The following is a 22,960-nucleotide window of genomic DNA, read 5'->3' as shown; positions in this document are numbered from 1 at the left end:
TATTCTGGCGGGCAATGGGGTGGGATAGCGGTCTTAAAATCGTTTTATCCCAAGGTATTGTGCGGGTGAATATCTTTATCATCCTTGGAAAATGCGCTTGCATTAAACTTCAAGTGGATGTTATTGCTCAATTTTTCCTGATGTTTTTTAATCTGCATTAATTCAGGGCAATCGGCGGGTATTTCATCATTTTTGCCGTCTTGCGGTGGCGCCTGTAAATCATCAATTTCTTTATGGTTTAACGCGCCTGTAGCGGTTTTTAATCCTTGGTATTGTCAAGACCGGAAAATCCCGAGCGCTGCTTTCGCGCCGAGGGGAAAGGATATTTATCAGCCGCGGCATGCGTTGCTGGCGACAGCGTTGAAAATAATTAAATCGTAAACAGGATAGCCGGCCCGATACCTGGCGTATATCATTTACAGCGCGTCACCGTCGGGTGATATGACTCAACAGGATTAGGTGCTTGATGGATATTGGCATGATGAGCAGCGGCGCGCCGGGCTGTCAGGCCGGCGGGCCGAAACCAACGATGCCATGGTGGGCCATGACCCTGTTAATCCTGTGCATCGCCGGCTGCCAGCAGGCAATAACACCGCCGGCCCATGAGGCGGCTTACCGGGTGGACGATTCACGGCGCGCGCATGGCGCGGATGAGCGGGTGCAGTTTTTAGTCATCCATTATACCGCCGAGGATTTTGCCGCGTCGCTGAGCACCCTGACCGCCGAGCAGGTCAGCGCCCACTATCTTATCCCGGCGGTGCCCGGCGGGGCGCCGGGCGTACCCACCGCGCTACGGCTGGTGGATGAGTCCCGTCGCGCCTGGCACGCGGGCGAAAGCTATTGGCGCGGACGCACGCATCTTAACGATACGTCGATTGGCATTGAAATCGAAAACCACGGGTACCGGCGTACCCTGACGGGCGCGCGCGCGACCCCCTATCCCCCGGCGCAAATCGCACTGGTCATTGCCCTGAGCCGCGATATCATCCACCGGTATCATATCCTGCCAGGCAATGTCGTGGGGCACAGCGATATCGCCTGGCGGCGCAAACAGGATCCCGGCCCGTTATTCCCCTGGCGGCAATTGGCGGCGGCGGGCGTTGGCGTCTGGCCGGATACGCGGCGGGTAGAGCATTACCTGGCGGGGCGCGACCCCAACTCGCCGGTGGCGATGGCGGGCATAATGACCCGGATGGCGCAATACGGTTACGATGTAGCGCCGCAACTGCCGGCGGCGCTGCAGCAAAAAGCGCTGGCGGCGTTCCAGATGCATTTTCGCCCGCGGGATTTCCGCGGCCTGGCGGACGCGGAAACCGAGGCGATCCTGGATGCGTTACTGGAAATACACGCCGGTGAGCGGGGCGCCGGATAGCTGTGCCTGATGGCGCAGGAATTCCTCCCAGCAGCCCACCACCTTTTCCAGATCGGCGCGGCTGATATTTAAATGGGTGACCAGGCGGGTAACCGTGCCGGCGGCCACCACAATATCATGCTGTTTCATCCAGGGGCCGAGTTTGGCGGCCAATTCCGCCGGCTGGCGGATAAACAGCATATTGGTTTGCGCGCCCGGGGCCACGATCTCAACGCCCAGTGCCGATAGCCGCTGTTCCAGCCAGCGGGCGTTATCATGATCCTCGCGCAGCCGCTGCACATTATGCTCAAGGGCGTAACGGCCCGCCGCCGCCAGGATCCCCGACTGACGCATCCCTCCGCCCACCATCTTGCGCCAGCGCCGGGCCTGGTGGATATAATCCGCGCCGCCGCACAGCAGCGAGCCCACCGGCGCACCCAGTCCTTTTGATAAGCAGATAGTCAGCGTATCGCAATATTGCGTGATTTCGCTGAGCGGGATTTGCAGCGCCGCCACGGCATTGAAAATGCGCGCCCCATCAATATGCAGCGCCAGACGGTGGTCGCGGGTAAACTGCCAGGCCTGCCGCAGGTATTCCTGCGGCAGCACTTTACCGTTATGGGTATTTTCCAGGCTTAACAGGCGCGTGCGGGCGAAATGAAAATCATCGGGTTTGATGGCCGCCGCCACCTTATCCAGCGGCAGGGTGCCGTCGGCGTCGGCGTCCAGCGGCTGTGGCTGGATACTGCCCAACACCGCCGCGCCGCCGGCTTCGAAGCGGTAATTATGCGCCTGCTGGCCGACGATGTACTCTTCCCCGCGCTGGCAATGCGTCAGCAAGGCCACCAGGTTGGCCTGGGTGCCGCTGGGGAAAAACAGCGCCGCGTCTTTGGCGCTGAGCCGGGCCCCGTCGGCTTCGAGCGACGCCACGGTGGGATCGTCGCCATAAACATCATCGCCAACCTCGGCTTCCGCCATCAGCCGGCGCATGGCGGCGCTTGGCAAGGTGACGGTATCACTGCGTAGATCAATCATGCTCACTCCGTTACGTTCTTGATACGGGCGTTAACACCTGTGCCCTAATGATGCCGCCGCCCGGCAAAGGGACCCTGATGCCGGGCGTATCATACCGGGCCCTAGCGCAGCCAGTTGGTTTTGGCCAATTCTACCACTTCATCGCCGCGGCCGTTAATGATGGCCCGCAGCATATACAGGCTGAAACCTTTTGCCTGTTCGAATTTAATCTGCGGCGGCATGGCCAGTTCTTCCTTGGCGGTAATCACATCCACCACCACGGGTCCGTCGGTGGCAAACGCCTCTTCCAGTGCGGCGTCAAGATCAGCGGATTTTTCCACCCGGATGCCCTTGATCCCGGCGGCGCGGGCGATGGCGGCAAAATCAGGGTTCTGCAGGTCGGTGCCGTCGGTCAGATAGCCGCCCGCCTTCATTTCCATGGCGACAAAGCCCAGCACGCTGTTGTTGAAAATCACGATCTTAACCGGCAGCTTCATCTGCGCCATGGATAAAAAATCGCCCATCAGCATGGTGAAGCCGCCGTCGCCGCACAGGGCGACCACCTGGCGCTTGGGATAGGCCGCCTGAGCGCCCAGGGCCTGCGGCATGGCATTAGCCATGGAGCCATGGTTAAAAGAGCCGATAAGCCGGCGCTGCCCGTTCATTTCCAGATAGCGTGCCGCCCATACGGTCGGCGTACCCACATCGCAGGTGAAGATGGCATCGCGGGCGGCCAGGCGGCTGACCTGCTGCGCCACGTACTGCGGATGAATAGGTTTATTGCCGTTGGGTTTGGCCAGGGCATCGAGATCCCCCCTGGTGGCGTGATAATGCTCCAGCGCCTGATCAAGATGATGGCGCCCGGTTTTCTCCGTCAAGCGCGGCAACAGTACCGCCAGCGTGGATTTGACATCGCCGACCAGCGCCATGTTCACCGCGCAATGGGCGCCCAGGCTGCCCGGATCGATATCAATCTGGATGATATTGGCGTTGGTGGGATAAAAGGCGCGATAGGGGAAACGGGTCCCCAGCAGGACCAGCGTGTCGGCGTTCATCATGGCATGATAACCGGATGAGAAGCCAATCAGGCCGGTCATGCCGACATCATAGGGATTATCCCACTCCAAATGCTCCTTGCCGCGCAGCGCATGGACGATCGGCGCCTTGAGCAGTCCGGCCAGCCTGACCACTTCATCATGGGCGCCGGCGCAGCCGCAGCCGCACATCAGCGTGATATTTTCCGCCTGGTTCAGCACCGCGGCCAGTTTTTCCAATTCGCCCACCGGCGGGACACTCAGGGACGGCTGCGGGGTATACCATGACGGCTGATAGTCTTCCGGCGCCGGTTTCAGCGCCACGTCCCCCGGCAGCACGATCACCGAGACGCCGCGGTTGAGAATGGCCTTGCGCATGGCGATGCCCAGCACCTGGGGCAGTTGTTCCGGATTGGAAATCAATTCGCAGTAATGGCTGCATTCGCGGAACAGTTCTTCCGGGTGGGTCTCCTGGAAGTAGCCGCTGCCGATTTCGCTGGAGGGAATATGGGCGGCAATCGCCAGCACCGGCACCTGGTTGCGGTGGCAGTCATACAACCCGTTGATCAAATGCAGGTTGCCCGGCCCGCAAGAGCCGGCGCACACCGCCAACTGACCGGTGACATGGGCTTCCGCCCCGGCGGCGAAGGCCGCCACCTCTTCATGACGGGTGCCCATCCATTGAATGGTGCCCATGCGATTAAGACTGTCGCTCAGGCCGTTAAGCGAATCGCCGGTGACGCCCCAGATACGCTTGACGCCGGCTTGCTCGAGGGTTTTGGCAATGGCTGCCGCAACGGTTTGTTTCATGGCTTTCCCCTTTAAAATGAGTCGGGACTAAGACAAAAAAAATCCCATGCCGGTAAAGCTTAGTCCTTTTAAACGGGGAAGTGCAGTGCCTGGCCGGTCAGGCGGAGAATAGCGCGATAAGAACCGGCGCCAGCAGGCTCAATAAAAAGCCGTGCACAATGGCCGCCGGCACCACTTCCAGGCCGCCGCTGCGTTGCAGCACCGGCAACGTGAAATCCATCGACGTGGCGCCGCACAGGCCCAGGGCGACGCTGCGGCTGCGGCGCATCAGCCCGGGAATCAGCATGATGGCCAGCAGCTCGCGTATCAGATCGTTAAAAAATGCGGCGCTGCCCACCACCGGGCCAAAGGCATCGGTCATTAAAATGCCGGAAAGGGAATACCAGCCGAAAGCAGAGGCCATGGCCAGTCCGGTAAGCAGGGGCAACCCAAGGATCATTGCCGCGCCGGCGCCGCCGAGCATCGCGCTAGCAGCCACCACCAGGGCGATATTGGCGCCGCGCCGGTTCAGCAGTATCTGCCGTAGCGTCATGCCGCTGTTGCGCAACTGCATCCCCACCAGCAGCAGCAGCAGGATCAGGGCGAATTCGCTGGCGCGCGAGGCGACGCTGAGCCAGCGCCATTGGGTCAGGCCGATGGCAAATCCCGCCGCCACCACCAGGCAGAGCTTGAGCGAATCCATGGCCATGCGCAGCCGGGAGGGAGGCGTGTCCTGATGGGTGGGCGCCGGCCAGGGCGCGCGCTTCTCCAGCCACCACAGCGCGGCGCCGTTAACCGTCAGGATGCACAGGGCGCTGATGCCGGCATACCAGGCAATCAGCAACAGGTTGCTGGCCAGGTTATCTAAAAATGCCAGGCTGATGCCCATGAAGAACAGAATGATATAGACCATCGCGCTCAACAGGCGGTTGACGGCCCGCAGCACCCCTTGGCGCAGGCGTGGCAACAGGTAGCCGAGGAGTAAAGGAATGAGAATAATCAACAGGCCGGAATACATAGTGGGGTCACATCCTTTTGTGCGGCGGGGAAAGCTGCCTTAAACTAACCAAAACCGGGATAACTGTAAAGGCGGCGTGGGGCGATGGTGTCTCGCGCGGATGAACGTGATAAGTACGCACGGCGCTGCCGCCTGGGACCAGGCGGCAGCCGGCTAGTCCCTGGCGAAATGCGCGTTGATTTGTCGGGCAAGCTGGTCCAGCAGCTCATATCGGCGTCGGTATTCGGCGCGTTTTTTGCTGGGCACTGTTTCCAGAGGCTTGCGCGGGATGCTTAATGGCAGATGGAAATAACCCTGTTCGTCGCGTTGACCATTGAGGGATAGCCAGAAATTGTCGTAGTCAGCGTGCAGGAACCGCCTTTTTTTAGAAGAGTAACGCCGCGCCCGGTACATATGGCTATTATTGCCCACGGCGAGAATGCGCTGGATATCCAGGTTGGCCGCCAGCAGCATTACCGTCTCGAGCGCCAGCCGCTTGGGAAACAGGCCGTGGCAGGATTTTGTGGCGGCATGTATCGCCTCGTGGGCCACCTGCCGCCCCGCCCCCTGCAGGCCGCCGATAAAGAGCGTGGCGCCCTGGCCGGGGGTAATGGCAAAGGTTATCTCGGCCAGCATGACATGGTGTTCATCGGTAAGCAGCACGGTGGCCTCGCCTTCGCGGTTTAAATGGTCCAGCGAGTCGAGGCGCAGGTAAAAACGCCGCCCGTCCCTGGCCGCAAGCTCCGCCAGGATGATGCCTGCGCCCGTCAGGTGTCCGTTGAGCAGGGCCGGGGGGAGATGCGCCTGGGTATAGGTGTAGTGAAACAGCAGGGCGTCCAGCCGTTGTTTACGGCGCATGTTCGCGGCGAGATAGGGGCGGTGCAGCTTACAGGGCAGCCCCGGCTGTGAGGCGAGCATCTGCGGCAACAGCGGGGATTGCGCCAGGTATGCCAGCCAGGGCGCGGAATACGCGAACGTGCAGAGATAGCGGAGCATGAACTTGCAGCGATAAACCGGGCGGGCCCAAGCCGCGCCCGGCATCAGCTTGCCGAAAAACAGGGCCAGCGCCAATTGCCAACCGGTTAATGAATCCGGTTTTTCCAGACTGGATACAAGCTGTGACATATCTGTATGACCTGGTTTAAAACAAAAGCCTATTTCAACAAGGCCTTGTTAAACGGTTGGTCAATATGGCGGGGGGATGAAGAAGAGATAATAACTTGTTTACCATATGTTTATGGTGCAGGGCTTGGACCGCAGGATATCGCGTCAGCCGGGGGTGAGATGGCGGGAGGAGGGAATCGGCGCGCGCGGGGAAAACTTAAGGCGATTTAGTGATTGCTACTGATATAATTATGCTTGCGTCTTAAAAGAAAAATGTTATACCTTGAGTATGCAGGGACCAGCTTGCGAAAAAAATGCCAGCGATTCACTGGCATTTCACTAGCATCCTTAGGCATTAATCGCGAGGCGCGTCATCAGGCAACAGTCTCGGTTTCAACAGGCACAATCAGACTCGCATGGTTCCCCTTGGGACCCTGATGAACGTCGAATCTGACCACTTGCCCGGCTTTGAGCGTGCGATAACCGTCCATTTGGATTGTTGAGTAATGCGCAAATATATCCTCGCCGCCGCTTTCAGGACAGATAAACCCAAAACCTTTGGCGTTATTGAACCATTTTACTTTACCCGTCTCCATGCTTCTACATCCCTCGCAACCGAATCTTATATGTGATGAGGATTGTTGACGTCGTAAGCCTGATTGGTCAAAACAGCAGCGGCTTACGCAAGTACACTCTAGAGGATAGGAAGCACAGGTCAAGAGGATGCTGGAGGAGTTGGCTGATGACATTACTAAACTTTGAAGCAGGTAACGATATTGACGCTTTTTTGACAAAATCTCAAGGCGCCGGTCGCGATCAAAATCCTATTATTGTTATAGGTTTTAGCAGGCGGCGGTTTTGAACATCTAATGGTAGACTGTTAACCATGATGGGGCTGCGCTCCGGGGTAGCCGGCGGTTGCAGCGGTATATCAAGAAAGAGCAACGTATTGACGGAAAGGCGATGGGTAACACAAGCGAAAGGCCAGGCGAACAGAATTTTGCCGAAGACCTATTGAAAGATGCGGTAAAACCCCCATCAATGTATAAAGTGATACTTATCAATGACGATTACACTCCGATGGAATTTGTCATTGACGTACTGCAAAAGTTCTTTTCTTATGATGTTGAACGTGCAACGCAACTGATGCTTACGGTTCATTATCACGGCAAGGCTATCTGCGGAGTCTACACCGCCGAAGTCGCCGAAACCAAAGCCGCTCATGTTAATCGTTATGCCCGGGAAAATGAGCATCCGTTGCTTTGTACGCTGGAAAAGGCCTGAACAGGCAATCAATTTGGGGAGGTGCCAATGCTCAATCAAGAACTGGAACTCAGTTTAAATATGGCTTTCGCCAGAGCGCGCGAGCACCGGCATGAGTTTATGACCGTGGAACATCTGCTGCTGGCATTGCTCAGCAACCCTTCTGCGCGGGAAGCGCTCGAGGCGTGCACGGTTGACCTGGTGGCGTTACGCCAGGAGCTCGAAGCATTCATCGAACAGACCACACCGACCTTACCGACCAGTGACGAAGAGCGCGATACGCAGCCTACGCTCAGCTTCCAGCGCGTATTGCAGCGCGCGGTGTTCCATGTCCAGTCATCAGGACGCAGTGAAGTCTCCGGCGCCAATGTCCTGGTTGCTATTTTTAGCGAACAGGAGTCCCAGGCGGCCTATCTGCTGCGTAAGCATGATGTCAGCCGGCTCGACATAGTGAATTTCATCTCCCACGGCACCCGTAAAGATGAAACGCAGGCACCCGGCCCTGAAAATCCGGTTAACGAAGAGCAGGCAGGCGGGGAGGAGCGTATGGAAAATTTCACTACCAATCTTAACCAACTCGCCCGGGTGGGCGGGATCGATCCCCTGATTGGCCGTGAGCGGGAGCTGGAACGTACCGTACAGGTATTATGCCGTCGCCGTAAAAACAACCCGCTGCTTGTGGGCGAATCCGGCGTCGGTAAAACGGCGATTGCGGAAGGCCTGGCCTGGCGCATCGTCCAGGGCGACGTGCCCGAGGTTATCGCCGACTGCACGATTTATTCACTCGATATCGGCTCGTTGCTGGCCGGCACGAAATACCGCGGCGACTTCGAGAAGCGCTTCAAGGCCCTGCTCAAGCAGCTTGAATCGGATAAAAACAGCATCCTGTTTATCGATGAGATCCACACCATCATCGGCGCCGGCGCCGCTTCGGGCGGTCAGGTCGATGCGGCTAACCTGATCAAACCGCTGCTTTCCAGCGGCAAGATCCGGGTCATGGGGTCCACCACCTACCAGGAATTCAGTAATATTTTCGAAAAGGATCGGGCGCTGGCGCGTCGCTTCCAGAAAATTGATATCACCGAACCGTCGGTGGAAGAGACCGTGCAGATCCTGACCGGGCTTAAGCCAAAATATGAGGCCCATCATGACGTGCGTTATACCGCCAAGGCGGTGCGCGCGGCGGTTGAGCTGGCGGTGAAATACATCAACGATCGCCATCTGCCCGACAAGGCCATCGATGTTATCGATGAGGCGGGCGCCCGCAGCCGGCTGATGCCGGTGAGCAAACGTAAAAAGACCGTTAACGTGGCGGATATCGAATCGGTGGTGGCGCGTATCGCGCGGATTCCGGAAAAAACCGTCTCCTCCAGCGATCGCGATGTGCTCAAGCACCTGAACGAACGCCTGAAGATGCTGGTGTTCGGACAGGATAAGGCCATTGAGGCGCTGACCGAAGCGATCAAGATGAGCCGCGCCGGGCTGGGCCAGGATCATAAGCCGGTAGGTTCCTTCCTGTTCGCGGGTCCGACCGGCGTGGGTAAAACCGAAGTCACGGTGCAACTGGCGAAAGCGCTGGATATCGAGCTGCTGCGCTTTGATATGTCCGAATATATGGAGCGTCATACGGTCAGCCGGCTGATCGGCGCGCCTCCGGGATATGTGGGCTACGACCAGGGCGGCCTGTTGACCGATGCGGTCCTCAAGCATCCGCACGCCGTGCTGCTGCTTGATGAAATCGAGAAAGCGCATCCGGACGTGTTCAATCTGCTGCTGCAGGTGATGGACAACGGTACGCTGACCGATAACAATGGCCGTAAGGCGGACTTCCGCAACGTTATAGTGGTGATGACCACCAATGCCGGGGTGCAGGAAACCACGCGCCAGTCTATCGGTATGATCCAGCAGGATAACAGTACGGATGCCATGGGCGAGATCAAGAAGATCTTTACCCCCGAATTCCGTAACCGCCTGGATAACGTGATTTGGTTTAATCACTTGTCGCCGGAAATCATCCAATTGGTGGTGGACAAGTTTATCGTGGAACTGCAGGCGCAGCTGGATGCCAAGGGCGTGTCGCTGGAAGTTAGCGATGAAGCCCGCGACTGGCTGTCCACCAAAGGCTATGACAAGTCCATGGGCGCGCGGCCGATGGCCAGGGTGATGCAGGAGAACCTGAAGAAGCCTTTGGCCAACGAACTGCTGTTCGGGTCGCTGGTCGATGGCGGTTCAGTCACCGTAGAGCTGAACAAGGACAAGAAAGAGCTGACCTACCATTTCCTCAGCGCGCAAAAACGCAAAGCGGAAGGCGTGGTCCACTAAACCCCGATCAGCGGGTAACTGGCAAGATAAAAAGGCGATGCGCTGCATCGCCTTTTTTTATTCCCCCAGCGGAGCGGCGGCGGACGAGGTCCGGCTGCGCGACAGGGAGCCGGGCCGTGTTCCGGCACCGGCAGGTATCATTATGGAGTATCAGGTCGGCGCGGATAAGCGCCCGCACGGCGCATATCGGCGGTAAGGAAGCCTATCAGCGGCTACGGAAGACAATGCGGCCTTTGCTCAGGTCGTACGGGGTCAGCTCAACAGTGACTTTGTCGCCCGTCAGGATGCGGATATAGTTTTTGCGCATTTTACCGGAGATATGAGCGGTTACCACATGCCCGTTTTCCAATTCCACACGGAACATGGTGTTAGGCAATGTATCCAGTACCGTGCCTTGCATTTCAATATTGTCTTCTTTGGCCATCGAATCCTCTAGGTTTAAATACCATAGTTTTTAACCGGCAAGATAATGCCGAAAAACCCTCATTATGTAAAGAAGTGATGAAGAACGCCGCATTATTCACAACGATCGGGGTCGCTGTCTACGCTGCCGGCAGAGAGGGTTTGTGGTTGCCAGCAATGGGGTGCCAGCGTTAAAGGGTGTAACTGACTCAGCAGGGTCAGATAGTCGCGTCGTGGTATTTCCCGTGCGCCTAACGAGGCCGTGTGTGAGTTCAATACCTGACAGTCTATCAGTTTTCCCCCTTGTTGCCTAAAGAAACGGCAAAAAGTCAGCAACGCCGTCTTGGACGCGTTGTCCCGGCGGCTGAACATGGATTCGCCGCAGAACAGGGCGCCCTGCGCCACGCCGTACATACCGCCCACCAGTTCATCGCCCTGCCAGACTTCCACCGAGTGAGCCTGTCCAAGGGCATGCAGGCGGCGATAGGCCAAAACCACCTCGGGGCCAATCCAGGTGCCTTCTATGCCCCGTTCGGCGCAGGCGGCGATCACCTCGGCAAACGCCTGGTTGAGCGTAACGCGAAACGGGCTGTGCCTGAGAAAACGTTTCAGGCTGCGGCTGATATGGAATTCCTCCGGGAACAGCACCGCGCGGGGATCCGGCGACCACCACAAGATGGCATCCCCCGGCGAGTACCAGGGAAAAATGCCCAGTTGATAGGCGGCCAGCAGGCGCTCGGGGGAAAGATCCCCGCCGAAGGCCAACAGCCCGTTGGGTTCATGCAGCGCGGATGTCGGCGCGGGAAATCGTATTGAATCCGGAGAAAGCCGGTACAGTCGCATAGCGCTTATTTTTTATTCTCCTCAACCGTCCGCTTTAGCGATAATTATACGCCACCCGGAGAGTGATAACGAAAATACCGCCCCTTTTCCGCCATCAGCGTCGCATGGGAGCCTTGTTCAGCGATCCCGCCCCGATCCATGACATAAATTCTATCCATCATATCCAGGCCCTGCAGCCGATGGGTGATAATCACCAGGGTCTTGGCACGGCCCAACTGATGCAACGCGTCCAATACACGCCGTTCGGTGGCGGCGTCCAGCCCTTCGGTCGGTTCGTCGAGCAGCAGCAGCGGCGCGTCGTGGAGCAGGGCGCGGGCGATGCCGAGCCGCCGCTGTTCACCACCGGATAACTGCCGTCCGCCTTCGCCCAGCCAGGCGTCGAGGCCTTGGTTTTCCAGGAGCTTGTCCAGCCCCAGAAGCGAAAGGATATGGGCCAGCCGCGCGTCGTCCGCCTGGGCCGCGCCCAACAGCAGATTGTCGCGCAGCGTGGCGTTGAAAATATGCACCCGCTGGGGCACCACGCTCATCATGGCGCGCAGCGCCGGTTCACTCCAGCGCGCCAGGGATTGACCGTTTAACAGAATTTGCCCGCGGTCCACGTCCCAGGCGCGGGTCAGCAATTGCAGCAGGGTGGATTTGCCGCTGCCGGTGTGGCCCAGGATGGCGATATGTTCTCCCGCGTTTATCCGCAACGACACCCCGGCAACCGCCGGCAGCGGCTGATCGGGATAACGGAAACCGACGGCGTCGAGAACCAGCGCGGCATCGCCGCCGGCCGCCGGTCCGCCGGCCGGGAAAACCACCGCCGGGTCGCGGCCGATGACGTCGGCGATACGTCCAGCCGAGGCGATAACCTGGCCGAGATGCTGAAAGGCGCCGGCTACCGGGCCAAGCGCTTCGAACGCCGCCAGCGTGGTAAACACGAACAACGCAATCAGCGCGCCGGGATGACTGTCGCCGCCGATGCCGGCGGCGGCAAGCCACAAAATCAAGGTGACCGCCATGCCGGTTATCAGCGTCAGCATCCCCTGCGCCAGGGCGGCCAGGTTGGCCTGCTGCCGCTGACGTTGCTGCCAGCGCCGTTCAGTCTCGTCCAATTGCCCGCGGTAGCGCGCGGCGGCGCCGTAAACCGTTAGTTCGGCATTGCCCTGCAGCCAGGTGGCCAGGTGCTGCCGGTAATCGGCGCGCAGCCGGGTTAGCGCTTCCCCCACCGGCTTCCCGGCCCGATAGAACAGCGGAGGGACGATCAGCAGCACCGCCAGCATGATTGCGCCCAATGTCAGGGCCAGGGAGGCGTCGAGCCAGCTTAGCCCCACGGTGACCACCAGAATCACCACAAAAGCGCTCAGCAGGGGCGAGAGGACGCGTAAATAGAGGTGATCCAGGGTATCGACATCCGCCACAAGGCGGTTAAGCAGCTCCGCCTGGCGAAAACCGGCCAGCGCGCCGGGGGAAAGCGGCAGGATTTTTTGAAAGGTGTAGATGCGCAAATGCTGCAAGACGCGGAAAGTGGCGTCATGGCTGACCACCCGTTCCGCCCAGCGGCCGGCGGTGCGGGTTATGGCTGCGCCGCGCACCCCGGCGGCCGGCAGCATATAGTTAAAGCTGTATAAGCCAGCCATGCCCGCCAGCGCCGAGCCGGCCAGGAACCAGCCGGACAGGCTGAGCAGGCCGATGCTGGCCAGCAGCGTGACGATGGCCAGGAGCATGCCCAGGGCAATCTGGCCGGCATGGCGGCGATACAGGGCCAGGAAGGGGAATAATACGCGCATAGTCAGAGTCCTCCGCGACGATAGGCCAGCAGGTCGGCAAAGGGGCCGGGTAAAGAGGCCAACTGCGCATAGCGTCCCTGCTGCACGATTTGGCCGTTGCCCATGACCCAGATATCATCGAAATCGCGGATATCCGCCAGTTGATGGGTGACCAGTATCGTGGTGTGCCGCCGGGATGCCCGGTTCAGCGCCGCCGTGACCAGCTTTTCGCTGTGGGCGTCCAGGCTGGCGGTCGGTTCGTCGAGCAGCATCAGCGCCGGGGATTGCAGCAGGGCGCGTCCCAGGGCGACACGCTGCGCCTGACCGACGGACAGGCGCGCGGCATTGTCGCCAAGCACGGTATCCAGTCCCTGCGGCAGCAGCGGTAAAAATTCGCTGATATAGGCCTGCTCCACCGCCTGTTTTAGAACGGCGGCATCCGCGTCGGGCCGCCCGAGCAGGATATTATCCTTCAGCGTCGGCGCGGGCAGGAACGGGTCTTGGCTGATCCAGCTCAGTTGGCTGCGCCAATGCGACGGCGACAGGTCGCGCAGCTCATGGCCGTTAACGCGCAATGAACCCTGGTAGGGCAGGAATCCCAACAGCACATGTAACAGCGAACTTTTGCCGGCCCCGCTTTGCCCGACGATGGCCAATCGCCGGCCGGGTTCCAGCGTGAAATTCAGCGGGCCGGCCAGCGCCGTGCCGTCCGGCGCCATGATGACCAGCTGTTCGGCGCGCAGGCCGATGGGGCCCAGGACGGGCGCGGCGAGACCCGCGCCCTGCGACTGCACGTCGGTCTCGAGAAAGGCAACCAGCGATTCCGCCGCGCCCACCGCCTGGGCCTTGGCGTGGTAAAAAGCGCCTAAATCCCGCAGCGGCTGAAAAAACTCCGGCGCCAGTATCAAGACCAGGAAACCGGCGAACAAGGTGACGCCGGTGCCGTAGCTGCCGAAGTGAAGCTCGCCGAGATACGAAAAGCCAAAATACACCGCCACCACCGCAATGGAAATCGAGGCAAAAAATTCCAGCACGCCGGAGGAAAGAAACGCCAGCCGCAGGACTTCCATGGTACGTAAACGGAAATCGTTGGTGGCGCGGCTGATATGCTCGGTTTCCGCCTGCGCGCGATCAAACAGTCTTAGCGTGTCCAGGCCGCGCAGGCGATCGAGGAAATAGCCCGACAGCCGGGCCAGCGCCAGGAAGTTGCGGCGGTTGGCGTCGGCGGCGCCCATCCCCACCAGCGCCATAAACAAGGGGATCAGCGGCGCGGTGCAAAATAATATCAGCCCGGCCATCCAGTTCACCGGGAACACCGCCAGTAAAATCAGCAGCGGCACCAGGCCCGCCAGATACATCTGCGGCAGATAGCGCGCATAATAATCCTGCATGTCCTCAATCTGCTCAAGCAGAAGGCTGCTCCAACTGCCGGCGGGTTTGCCCTGGATCCAGGCGGGGCCCAGCAGTTCCAGCCGATCCAGCACCTGGCGGCGTATTTCCCGTCTCAGCACCTGTCCGGCGATAAAACCGACCCGCTCGCGCAGCCAGCCTGCCAACGCCCGCAGCGCAAACAGCGCCGCCATGGCGATAAACCAGCCCGTAAGCGCCTCGCGCGGCTGCTGCCCGACAATCAGCGCCTGCAGCAGATAAGCCAATACCCAGGCCTGGGCGATGATAACCAGGCCGCTCAGCAGGCCCAGCAGTAAAGAGAAACGAAGCCAGCGCTTTACCAGCGCGCTTTGCGACTTGAGCCAGCGGACAAGCACTTGCTGTCGGTTTTTATTCATTGAAGACAATTTCAGCCGGTGTGATGTGTATGTAAGTCGAAAATCCCATGTGGGGAAGCGAAAAGCCGGAAAAGGGCAGGCGTTCTCCAGCGTGCCGACATATTACCCTGTTGCGGCGGAGGTGAAAATAATAATGACATTTATCAGGGGACCTTTGCCTGCGGGCGCAACGGCATTTCAGCCGACTGGACGGCGCCGTGGGGATATGAAATTCTGCCGCTTTTTCGCATGCCATAAGTTGGGCGTTTTCATGGTATGCCGGGCGCCGGCATGCGACAAGGGGATGGCAGTAGCGCCATCCCCTCCCGGTATCAAATATCACATAAAACAAAAAGAAAGCGTTAACGTTGCAAACAGTGGTTTTGACGTTGTAACGGCATAGCGTGCGCTGGCGGCACAAAGCCCGGCTGGATGAGCCGCCGGGAGCGGCTCAAGCTCAGGGTCGCGCCGGGAGCGCGTCCCGGGCGGTCCAAAAAACGGGCTGGTTGTGGCGACAGGAACCGCGCATCAACGCCGCGCCTCGAAACGCCCTTACCGATCGTTTACCGGCACCAACCCGTCCAGATAACGTTCAGCGTCCAGCGCCGCCATGCAGCCGGTGCCGGCCGAGGTAATCGCCTGGCGGTAGATATGGTCCATCACGTCGCCCGCGGCAAATACGCCCGGAATGCTGGTCTGGGTGGCGTTGCCCGCAATACCGGACTGTACGCGGATATAGCCGTTCTCCAGCTCCAGCTGGTTGCCGAAAATCGCCGTATTGGGATGATGACCGATGGCGATAAATACGCCGGCGACCGCCAGCGTGTCGACCACGCCGCTGACGACGTTCTTCAGCCGCACGCCGGTCACGCCCATTTCATCTCCCACCACTTCTTCCAGGGTGCGGCCGGTATGCAGCACGATACTGCCGCTGGCGACCTTATCCATCAGGCGATCGATGAGGATTTTTTCCGCGCGGAAGATATCGCGCCGGTGGATCAGATGCACCTCGGTGGCGATATTGGACAGATACAGCGCTTCTTCCACGGCCGTATTGCCGCCGCCGACCACCGCGACTTTTTGCTGGCGGTAGAAGAAACCGTCGCAGGTGGCGCAGGCGGATACGCCTTTGCCCTTATAGGCTTCCTCCGACGGCAGGCCGATATAGCGCGCGGATGCGCCGGTGGCGATAATCAGGGCGTCACAGGTAAATTCACCGGTATCGCCGGTCAGCCGGAAAGGGCGGTTTTGTAAATCGACCTGGTTAATATGATCGAAAATGATTTCGGTGTTGAATTTTACGGCGTGGGCGTACATGCGCTCCATCAGCGAAGGCCCGGTCAGCCCTTCCGGATCGCCCGGCCAGTTCTCGACCTCGGTGGTGGTGGTCAGCTGGCCGCCTTGTTCCATACCGGTTATCAGCACCGGATGCAGGTTGGCGCGGGCGGCATAAACCGCGGCGGTATATCCCGCCGGTCCCGACCCCAGGATAATTAATTTACTGTGTTTCGCCGTAGACATATTTTCCTCGTTTAACTCACCGCTTAGATCCCAACTCGTCGATGATAAGAAAGTTACCAGACAATGAAAAGGATGCAAAAAGTTGTTGGCGATTTTTATCATCGTTATGGACTATCGATAGGCGGATTTTACCATCAATTAGGACATTATCGGGCTAAAAAGAGCCCTTAAGCCCCGGACAATGTGTTTCCGCAGGATTTAATCGGCATGTTGTTCTGATTTTTATCGTTTTACTTTGACAATACGCTGCGCTTTTGCGAAAACATCAGGGTAAGGAAAATGATGCGTTGGTTTCGGACAGGCAGTTAGCAAGGCAGTTGAAACAGTTGGCCCTAAAATAAAACAGACAACGGGTCTTAAAGCAAACCCTGATACATTGAAGTCGGCAGGGGTGTGGCAAGCACAGGGAAGGTACTAAGAGAGACAATAATAATGGTAGACAATAAAAAGCGCCCGGGAAAGGATCTCGATCGTATTGACCGTAACATCCTCAATGAGTTGCAAAAGGATGGCCGGATATCAAACGTCGAACTTTCTAAACGGGTTGGATTATCCCCAACACCTTGCCTGGAACGCGTGCGCCGTCTTGAGCGCCAGGGTTTCATCCAAGGGTATACCGCTTTACTTAATCCACATTATCTTGATGCGTCTTTACTGGTGTTTGTGGAGATTACCCTTAACCGGGGTGCGCCCGATGTGTTTGAGCAATTCAATACCGCCGTACAAAAGCTGGAAGAAATTCAGGAATGCCATTTGGTTTCGGGTGATTTCGACTATCTGCTGAAAACGCGGGTGCCTGATATGTCGGCCTATCGTAAACTGCTGGGCGAGACGCTGTTGCGCCTGCCGGGGGTCAACGATACGCGTACCTACGTGGTGATGGAAGAAGTGAAGCAGAGCAACCGGCTGGTCATTAAGACACGCTAAGTCATAACACAGGTGCAAATTTCACGTTTTATGGTTACACTCCTGTGCATTCATACAGTTTCAGCGCCGGCGGCATGACGGCCGGCGCTGTTATTAAGCTATTATATCGGTTATATCGGCATAGATAACCCTGGAGAGCCTTTCTTGAGCCAGGAATATACAGAAGATAAAGAAGTTGAATTGAAAACGCTCAGCAGCAGTCGCCGGTTACTCGAGGCTGTTCTGATTGTCATGGCGATTTTTGCCCTCTATTTGATGATTTCCCTGGTCAGTTTCAACCCTTCCGACCCCAGTTGGTCGCAAACTGCCTGGCATGGTCCTATCCATAACCTGGGGGGCGGCATCGGCGCCTGGTTTGCCGATACGCTGTTCTTCACCTTCGGCGTGCTGGCCTATGCCCTTCCGCCGCTGATGCTGATTTTCTGCTGGACGTCGTTTCGCCAGCGGGAAGAGCAGGACTATGTGGACTATTTTGCCCTGTCGCTGCGGCTGATTGGGACGCTGGCGCTGATCCTGACCTCATGCGGCCTGGCCGCGCTCAATGTCGACGATCTCTATTACTTTGCCTCGGGCGGCGTGATCGGCAGCCTGCTCAGCAACGCCATGCTGCCGTGGTTTAACGGCATCGGCGCCACCCTGACCCTGCTCTGCGTATGGGCGTCCGGCCTGACCCTGTTTACCGGCTGGTCCTGGCTCACCATTGCCGAAAAAATCGGCGGCGTGGTCATGGGTTGCCTGACATTTATGTCGAACCGCTCCCGCCGCGACGAGCGGGACTACGACGACGAGTACGATGACGAAGACCTGGAGGCCGCAGGGGACGACGCGGTCCGCGCCGAAGCGTTGGACGCGCTTGACCCGCTGCTGGCGACCTCCGGCCCTGATGCCGCCGGGACCAAGCCTGATGCCGCTCCCGCGGCTATCGGCACGGTGGCGGGGCCTTCCGCCACGTCCAGCCATCCGGAGCTCGCCGAGCAGACCGGCGACCCGCTGGCCGTCACGCCGCCGGGCGCGGTGTCGCCGCCGGTGGCGGCCCCTGCGGCCGGCCCCGCGCCTGCCGCCGTCTACTCCCAGCAGCCCGCCGCGCCGGCCCCCCAGTCGGCGTCCGCGCAGGCTATCCCGCAATATCGTTTTGAGTTGCCGGACGCACCGTCCGTTCCTCCTTCCCAGGGCGGCTTTCCCGATGAAGACGATGATGGTCCGCAGATGGGCGACTGGCAGCACGACGGTGACGAATCGCACACGCCATACGATTTCAACGTGGCGCAGCGCAGCAGCGGGCAGGTCACTGCTTCCACGCCGCCTTATGACGCCGCCGCGCTGACCTTTATGCCGGCGTTCAGCGCCACCAGCGACGAAAATCCGCAGGTCAAGCAGGGCATCGGTCCTGAATTGCCGCGTCCTAACCGGGTACGCATCCCCACGCGCCGGGAGCTTGCCTCGTTTGGCATCAAGCTGCCGTCGCAGCGCAACGCGACGGCGACGGCGCAGCAACACCCGCAGGAAGAAGACGCGCTGTCGCAGGCGCCGCAGTCCGAGGAAGAACAAGCCGCCGCCCAGCAGTCGGCGCTGCACCAGGAATTTCTGCAGCAGCAGGAACAACGCTATGGCGCGGCCGGGACCGAGGGCGACGACGAGGAAGAAGACGCCTGGCAGCAACAGCAGCTGGCCGCCGAATTTCAACGCCGGCAGGAGATGCGTGACGTGGCGGACGCCGACGAACGGGCCATGCCGACATCGCCGGTTTCGCCGCCGGCCGGCATTGATGCGCCTGCGGCGTTCGCTCCGCCGCCGCGGGCCGATCGGGTGGATGATACTCTCGCAGCCCGGTTTACGCCCTCCACGCAGCCTGGTCACGAGTTCGGTTCCGGCGCGTCGACCGCGGCCGGGCATGTTCCCGGCGGTTATGACGAGCAGGCTCATTCCCGCGCAGAGGATTATCCGGCCGACGGTGAGGACGCGCTGTCGGACGGGCATGTCCAGCCTTCGGCACGGCTAGGGGCAGGCGCCGCGCCGGCGCCATTGCCGTCGCCGGTGGGGGGGCGCGCGGTGGTTCAGCCGGCGGCGCCCGCCATGGACAGCCTGATCCATCCCTTCCTGATGCGTAATGAACAACCGTTGCACAAGCCCACCACGCCGCTGCCGACGCTGGACCTGTTAACGTCGCCGCCGGTGGAGGACGAACCGGTGGATATGTTCGCGCTGGAGCAAACCGCGCGGCTGGTTGAAGCGCGGCTGGCGGACTACCGCGTGAAGGCCGAGGTGGTCGGTATTTCTCCCGGTCCGGTTATTACTCGCTTCGAGCTGGACCTGGCGCCGGGCGTGAAAGCGGCGCGCATCTCCAATTTGTCGCGGGATTTGGCGCGCTCCCTGTCGGCAGTGGCGGTGCGGGTGGTGGAAGTGATCCCCGGCAAACCTTACGTCGGCTTGGAATTGCCGAACAAGCGCCGCCAGACGGTGTATCTGCGCGAAGTGCTGGATTGCGATAAATTCCGCGAGACCGTCTCGCCGCTGGCTATCGTGCTGGGCAAGGACATTGCCGGCCAGCCGGTGATTGCCGATCTGGCCAAAATGCCCCATCTGCTGGTGGCCGGTACCACCGGGTCAGGTAAATCGGTGGGGGTCAACGCCATGATCCTCAGTATGCTGTATAAAGCGACGCCGGAAGAGGTGCGCTTTATCATGATTGACCCGAAAATGCTGGAACTGTCGGTGTACGAAGGCATTCCCCACCTGCTGACCGAAGTGGTCACCGACATGAAAGACGCCGCCAATGCCCTGCGCTGGTGCGTGGGCGAGATGGAGCGCCGCTATAAACTGATGTCGGCCCTGGGGGTGCGTAACCTGGCCGGCTATAACGAACGTATTGAACAGGCTATCGCCATGGGCCGGCCGGTGCCGGATCCTTTCTGGAAACCGGGCGACGGCATGGCCGATTCGCCGCCGATGCTGGAAAAACTGCCATATATCGTGGTGTTGGTGGACGAGTTCGCCGACCTGATGATGGCGGTGGGCAAAAAGGTGGAAGAGCTGATTGCGCGTTTGGCCCAGAAAGCCCGCGCCGCCGGCATCCATCTGGTGCTGGCGACCCAGCGGCCATCGGTTGACGTGATAACCGGCCTGATCAAGGCCAATATCCCGACCCGTATCGCCTTTACCGTGTCCAGTAAAATCGACTCCCGTACCATTCTCGATCAGTCGGGGGCGGAATCATTGCTCGGCATGGGCGATATGCTGTACCTGGCGCCCAACTCTTCCATACCGGTGCGTGTGCACGGCGCCTTTGTGCGCGACCAGGAGGTGCACGCGGTCGTCAGCGACTGGAAGGCCCGCGGCCGGCCGCAGTATATTGACAGCATCACCAGCGCGGGCGAAGAGGGTGAGGCCGGTCCCGGCGGCATGGACAGCGACGAGGAACTGGATCCGTTATTCGATCAGGCGGTGCAGTTCGTGGTCGACAAGCGCCGCGCCTCGATTTCCGGGGTGCAGCGCCAGTTCCGCATCGGCTATAACCGCGCCGCCCGCATCATCGAGCAAATGGAGATCCAGGGCATCGTCAGTTCGCAGGGCCATAACGGCAACCGTGAAGTACTGGCCCCGCCATCGCCGGATTAACGCGCTGGTGCCCATGACAGGCCTGCTTTGACCGCCAGGGGGGTAACCCCCTGTGCAAAGATGCGTAAAGCGGCAGGTTTTCAGAGGATTGGCCTATGCCTTCCCGTCATTGTTCCGATAAAGTTAAGCCTATCAGGGTGCCGCCTTCCGGCCGGTCTATTTCTTGCCGGCCCGGACGTTGCGCCTTTCATTTTTCAAGGAATGCTTATAATGAATAAAAGGTTATTAGTCGCTTGCCTGCTTAGCGCCGTGGTTGCCGCGCCGGCGCTGGCCGATGATGCCGGCGCGCTGCAAAGCCGCCTGAATCGGGTCAACAGTTTCCATGCCGCATTCACCCAGAAAGTGACCAGCGCGGACGGCGGCGCGGTGCAGGAAGGCGAAGGCGAACTGTGGGTAAAACGGCCGAATCTGTTTAACTGGCATATGACCGCGCCGGATGAGAGCCTGCTGATTTCCGACGGTAAAACGCTGTGGTTTTATAATCCCTTTGTCGAACAGGCCACCGCCACCTGGCTGAAAAACGCCACCGGCAATACGCCGTTTATGCTGATTACCCGCAACAGCCCGGACGACTGGCGGCAATACAACGTCAAGCAAACCAACGATCGGTTTGAGCTGACGCCCAAGACCGCCAGCGGCAACCTGAAGCAATTTACCATCGACGTCAGCGCCAGCGGCACCATCAACAGCTTTACCGCCGTCGAGCAGGACGGGCAGCGCAGCGCCTACCAGCTGAAAAGCCAGAATAACGGCCAGGTGGATGACGCCAAATTCCGTTTTACCCCTCCCAAGGGCGTGACGCTGGACGATCAGCGTCAGTGAGGTAAAAATGAGCAATCTGTCGCTTGATTTTTCCCATAACGAATTCCAGCCGCTGGCCGCGCGCATGCGCCCCAGAACGCTGGAAGAATATGTCGGGCAGCAGCATCTGCTGGCGCCGGGCAAGCCGCTGCCGCGCGCCATCCATAACGGGCAACTGCACTCCATGATCCTGTGGGGGCCGCCCGGTACCGGAAAAACCACGCTGGCGGAGCTGATTGCGCGTTACGGCAACGCCGATGTGGAGCGTATTTCGGCGGTGACCTCGGGCATCAAGGAAATCCGCGAGGCGATCGAGCGCGCGCGCCACAATCGTGATGCCGGTCGCCGCACCATCTTGTTCGTCGACGAAGTGCATCGCTTTAATAAAAGCCAGCAGGACGCCTTCCTGCCGCATGTGGAAGAGGGCACCATTACCCTGATTGGCGCCACTACGGAAAACCCTTCGTTCGAGCTTAACTCCGCGCTGCTCTCCCGCGCCAAAGTTTACCTGCTGAAGGCGCTTACCGCCGGGGATATCGAACAGGTGCTGGCCCAGGCCATGACCGATACGGAGCGGGGCTATGGCGGCCAGAATATCGTGCTGCCGGACGAGACGCGCCGGGTGCTGGCGGAGTGGGTGAACGGCGATGCACGCCGCGCGCTCAACAGCCTGGAAATGATGGCGGATATGGCGCAAACCGATGCCCAGGGCAACCGGGTGCTTACGCCGCTGCTGCTGAAGGAAATTTCCGGCGAGCGCAACGCCCGTTTTGATAATAAGGGCGATCGTTATTATGATTTGATTTCGGCGCTGCATAAATCGGTGCGCGGTTCCGCGCCGGATGCGGCGCTATATTGGTATGCGCGCATCATCACCGCCGGCGGCGATCCGCTTTACGTGGCGCGCCGCCTGCTGGCCATCGCCTCGGAGGATGTGGGCAATGCCGATCCGCGCGGCATGCAGGTTGCCCTGGCGGCCTGGGATTGTTTTACCCGCGTCGGTCCGGCGGAAGGGGAACGGGCGATTGCCCAGGCGATTGTCTATCTGGCCTGCGCGCCAAAAAGCAACGCGGTTTACACCGCTTTTAAAGCCGCGATGCATGATGCCCGCGAAAACGCCGATTATGATGTGCCAGAGCATCTGCGCAACGCCCCCACCAAGCTGATGAAGGAAATGGGGCTGGGCGCCGAATACCGCTATGCCCATGATGAACCGAACGCCTATGCCGCCGGCGAAGACTATTTTCCCGAGCAGATGGCGCACACCCGCTACTACTATCCAAGCCCGCGTGGACTGGAAGGAAAAATTGGCGAAAAGCTTGCCTGGCTTAGCGCGCAGGATCAAAATAGCCCAACAAAACGCTACCGATAACCAGGCCGTTGCGGTAAGGTTAGCGATAGAAAATCCGTTGCCGCGATAGTCTCTGACGGCGTCGCGAAGTCATATACATCAATCTGAT

At 59.5% G+C, this 22,960-nt stretch carries 17 protein-coding genes; 7 read left to right on the top strand and 10 right to left on the bottom strand.

The features are described 5' to 3' along the window. Nucleotides 1–529: 529 nt before the first annotated feature. Complete coding sequence (locus ABUK12_RS08850; protein ID WP_410016593.1) at nucleotides 530–1,372, top strand: N-acetylmuramoyl-L-alanine amidase; 843 nt, start codon at nucleotides 530–532, stop codon at nucleotides 1,370–1,372. Here the strand turns inward: ABUK12_RS08850 and ltaE are convergent. The 5 genes from ltaE to cspD all read right to left on the bottom strand — a co-directional run bounded on the left by ltaE (nucleotide 1,334) and on the right by cspD (nucleotide 6,885). Next, complete coding sequence (gene ltaE, locus ABUK12_RS08845; protein ID WP_410015924.1) at nucleotides 1,334–2,386, bottom strand: low-specificity L-threonine aldolase; 1,053 nt, start codon at nucleotides 2,384–2,386, stop codon at nucleotides 1,334–1,336. The genes ABUK12_RS08850 and ltaE overlap by 39 nt on opposite strands. Nucleotides 2,387–2,487: 101 nt before the next feature. Then, nucleotides 2,488–4,209, bottom strand: coding sequence for a ubiquinone-dependent pyruvate dehydrogenase (gene poxB / locus ABUK12_RS08840; protein ID WP_410015923.1), 1,722 nt, complete (start codon nucleotides 4,207–4,209; stop codon nucleotides 2,488–2,490). 97 nt (nucleotides 4,210–4,306) lie between these two features. Continuing rightward, the gene (locus tag ABUK12_RS08835; protein ID WP_410015922.1) at nucleotides 4,307–5,206 is read right to left on the bottom strand and encodes a lysine exporter LysO family protein; all 900 of its coding nucleotides are present in this window, start codon (nucleotides 5,204–5,206) and stop codon (nucleotides 4,307–4,309) included. Nucleotides 5,207–5,359: 153 nt separating this feature from the next. Continuing rightward, nucleotides 5,360–6,310: a VirK/YbjX family protein gene (locus ABUK12_RS08830; protein ID WP_410015921.1), complete on the bottom strand. Its 951-nt coding sequence runs from the start codon at nucleotides 6,308–6,310 to the stop codon at nucleotides 5,360–5,362. Between the two features lie 353 nt (nucleotides 6,311–6,663). Next, on the bottom strand, nucleotides 6,664–6,885 hold the full coding sequence (gene cspD / locus ABUK12_RS08825) for a cold shock-like protein CspD (protein ID WP_132922666.1): 222 nt from the start codon (nucleotides 6,883–6,885) through the stop codon (nucleotides 6,664–6,666). Nucleotides 6,886–7,252: 367 nt separating this feature from the next. On the opposite strand from cspD, the gene clpS reads away from it, so the two are divergent. Both clpS and clpA read left to right on the top strand, forming a co-directional pair. Next, nucleotides 7,253–7,573, top strand: coding sequence for an ATP-dependent Clp protease adapter ClpS (gene clpS, locus ABUK12_RS08820; protein WP_331122169.1), 321 nt, complete (start codon nucleotides 7,253–7,255; stop codon nucleotides 7,571–7,573). A 27-nt stretch (nucleotides 7,574–7,600) separates the two neighbouring features. Further along, entirely contained in the window at nucleotides 7,601–9,874 is a 2,274-nt protein-coding gene (clpA, locus tag ABUK12_RS08815) for an ATP-dependent Clp protease ATP-binding subunit ClpA (RefSeq protein ID WP_410015920.1), read from the top strand. A gap of 205 nt (nucleotides 9,875–10,079) precedes the next feature. Here the strand turns inward: clpA and infA are convergent, their stop codons facing one another. From infA to trxB, 5 genes are all read right to left on the bottom strand, one after another. Beyond that, the gene (infA, locus tag ABUK12_RS08810) at nucleotides 10,080–10,298 is read right to left on the bottom strand and encodes a translation initiation factor IF-1 (protein ID WP_002211347.1); all 219 of its coding nucleotides are present in this window, start codon (nucleotides 10,296–10,298) and stop codon (nucleotides 10,080–10,082) included. Nucleotides 10,299–10,390: 92 nt separating this feature from the next. Next, nucleotides 10,391–11,119: a leucyl/phenylalanyl-tRNA--protein transferase gene (gene aat / locus ABUK12_RS08805; protein ID WP_410015919.1), complete on the bottom strand. Its 729-nt coding sequence runs from the start codon at nucleotides 11,117–11,119 to the stop codon at nucleotides 10,391–10,393. Between the two features lie 44 nt (nucleotides 11,120–11,163). Beyond that, entirely contained in the window at nucleotides 11,164–12,891 is a 1,728-nt protein-coding gene (cydC, locus tag ABUK12_RS08800) for a heme ABC transporter ATP-binding protein/permease CydC (protein ID WP_410015918.1), read from the bottom strand. Between the two features lie 2 nt (nucleotides 12,892–12,893). Then, nucleotides 12,894–14,657 carry a heme ABC transporter permease/ATP-binding protein CydD gene (cydD, locus tag ABUK12_RS08795; protein WP_410015917.1) on the bottom strand — a complete coding sequence of 588 codons (1,764 nt, stop codon included), beginning with the start codon at nucleotides 14,655–14,657 and terminating at the stop codon, nucleotides 12,894–12,896. A gap of 531 nt (nucleotides 14,658–15,188) precedes the next feature. Further along, the gene (gene trxB / locus ABUK12_RS08790) at nucleotides 15,189–16,157 is read right to left on the bottom strand and encodes a thioredoxin-disulfide reductase (protein ID WP_410015916.1); all 969 of its coding nucleotides are present in this window, start codon (nucleotides 16,155–16,157) and stop codon (nucleotides 15,189–15,191) included. 432 nt (nucleotides 16,158–16,589) lie between these two features. On the opposite strand from trxB, the gene lrp reads away from it, so the two are divergent. The 4 genes from lrp (at nucleotide 16,590) to ABUK12_RS08770 (ending at nucleotide 22,872) form a co-directional block, all read left to right on the top strand. Continuing rightward, on the top strand, nucleotides 16,590–17,084 hold the full coding sequence (gene lrp / locus ABUK12_RS08785) for a leucine-responsive transcriptional regulator Lrp (RefSeq protein ID WP_005287608.1): 495 nt from the start codon (nucleotides 16,590–16,592) through the stop codon (nucleotides 17,082–17,084). Between the two features lie 144 nt (nucleotides 17,085–17,228). Next, nucleotides 17,229–20,699 carry a DNA translocase FtsK 4TM domain-containing protein gene (locus ABUK12_RS08780; RefSeq protein ID WP_410015915.1) on the top strand — a complete coding sequence of 1,157 codons (3,471 nt, stop codon included), beginning with the start codon at nucleotides 17,229–17,231 and terminating at the stop codon, nucleotides 20,697–20,699. A 210-nt stretch (nucleotides 20,700–20,909) separates the two neighbouring features. Beyond that, entirely contained in the window at nucleotides 20,910–21,521 is a 612-nt protein-coding gene (gene lolA, locus ABUK12_RS08775; RefSeq protein WP_410015914.1) for an outer membrane lipoprotein chaperone LolA, read from the top strand. 7 nt (nucleotides 21,522–21,528) lie between these two features. Continuing rightward, nucleotides 21,529–22,872: a replication-associated recombination protein A gene (locus tag ABUK12_RS08770; RefSeq protein WP_410015913.1), complete on the top strand. Its 1,344-nt coding sequence runs from the start codon at nucleotides 21,529–21,531 to the stop codon at nucleotides 22,870–22,872. Nucleotides 22,873–22,960: the final 88 nt, after the last annotated feature.

Source organism: Sodalis sp. C49, from assembly GCF_046352915.1.
Classification (GTDB): Bacteria; Pseudomonadota; Gammaproteobacteria; order Enterobacterales; family Enterobacteriaceae; genus Acerihabitans.
This window is presented reverse-complemented; position numbering and strand designations above follow the sequence as displayed.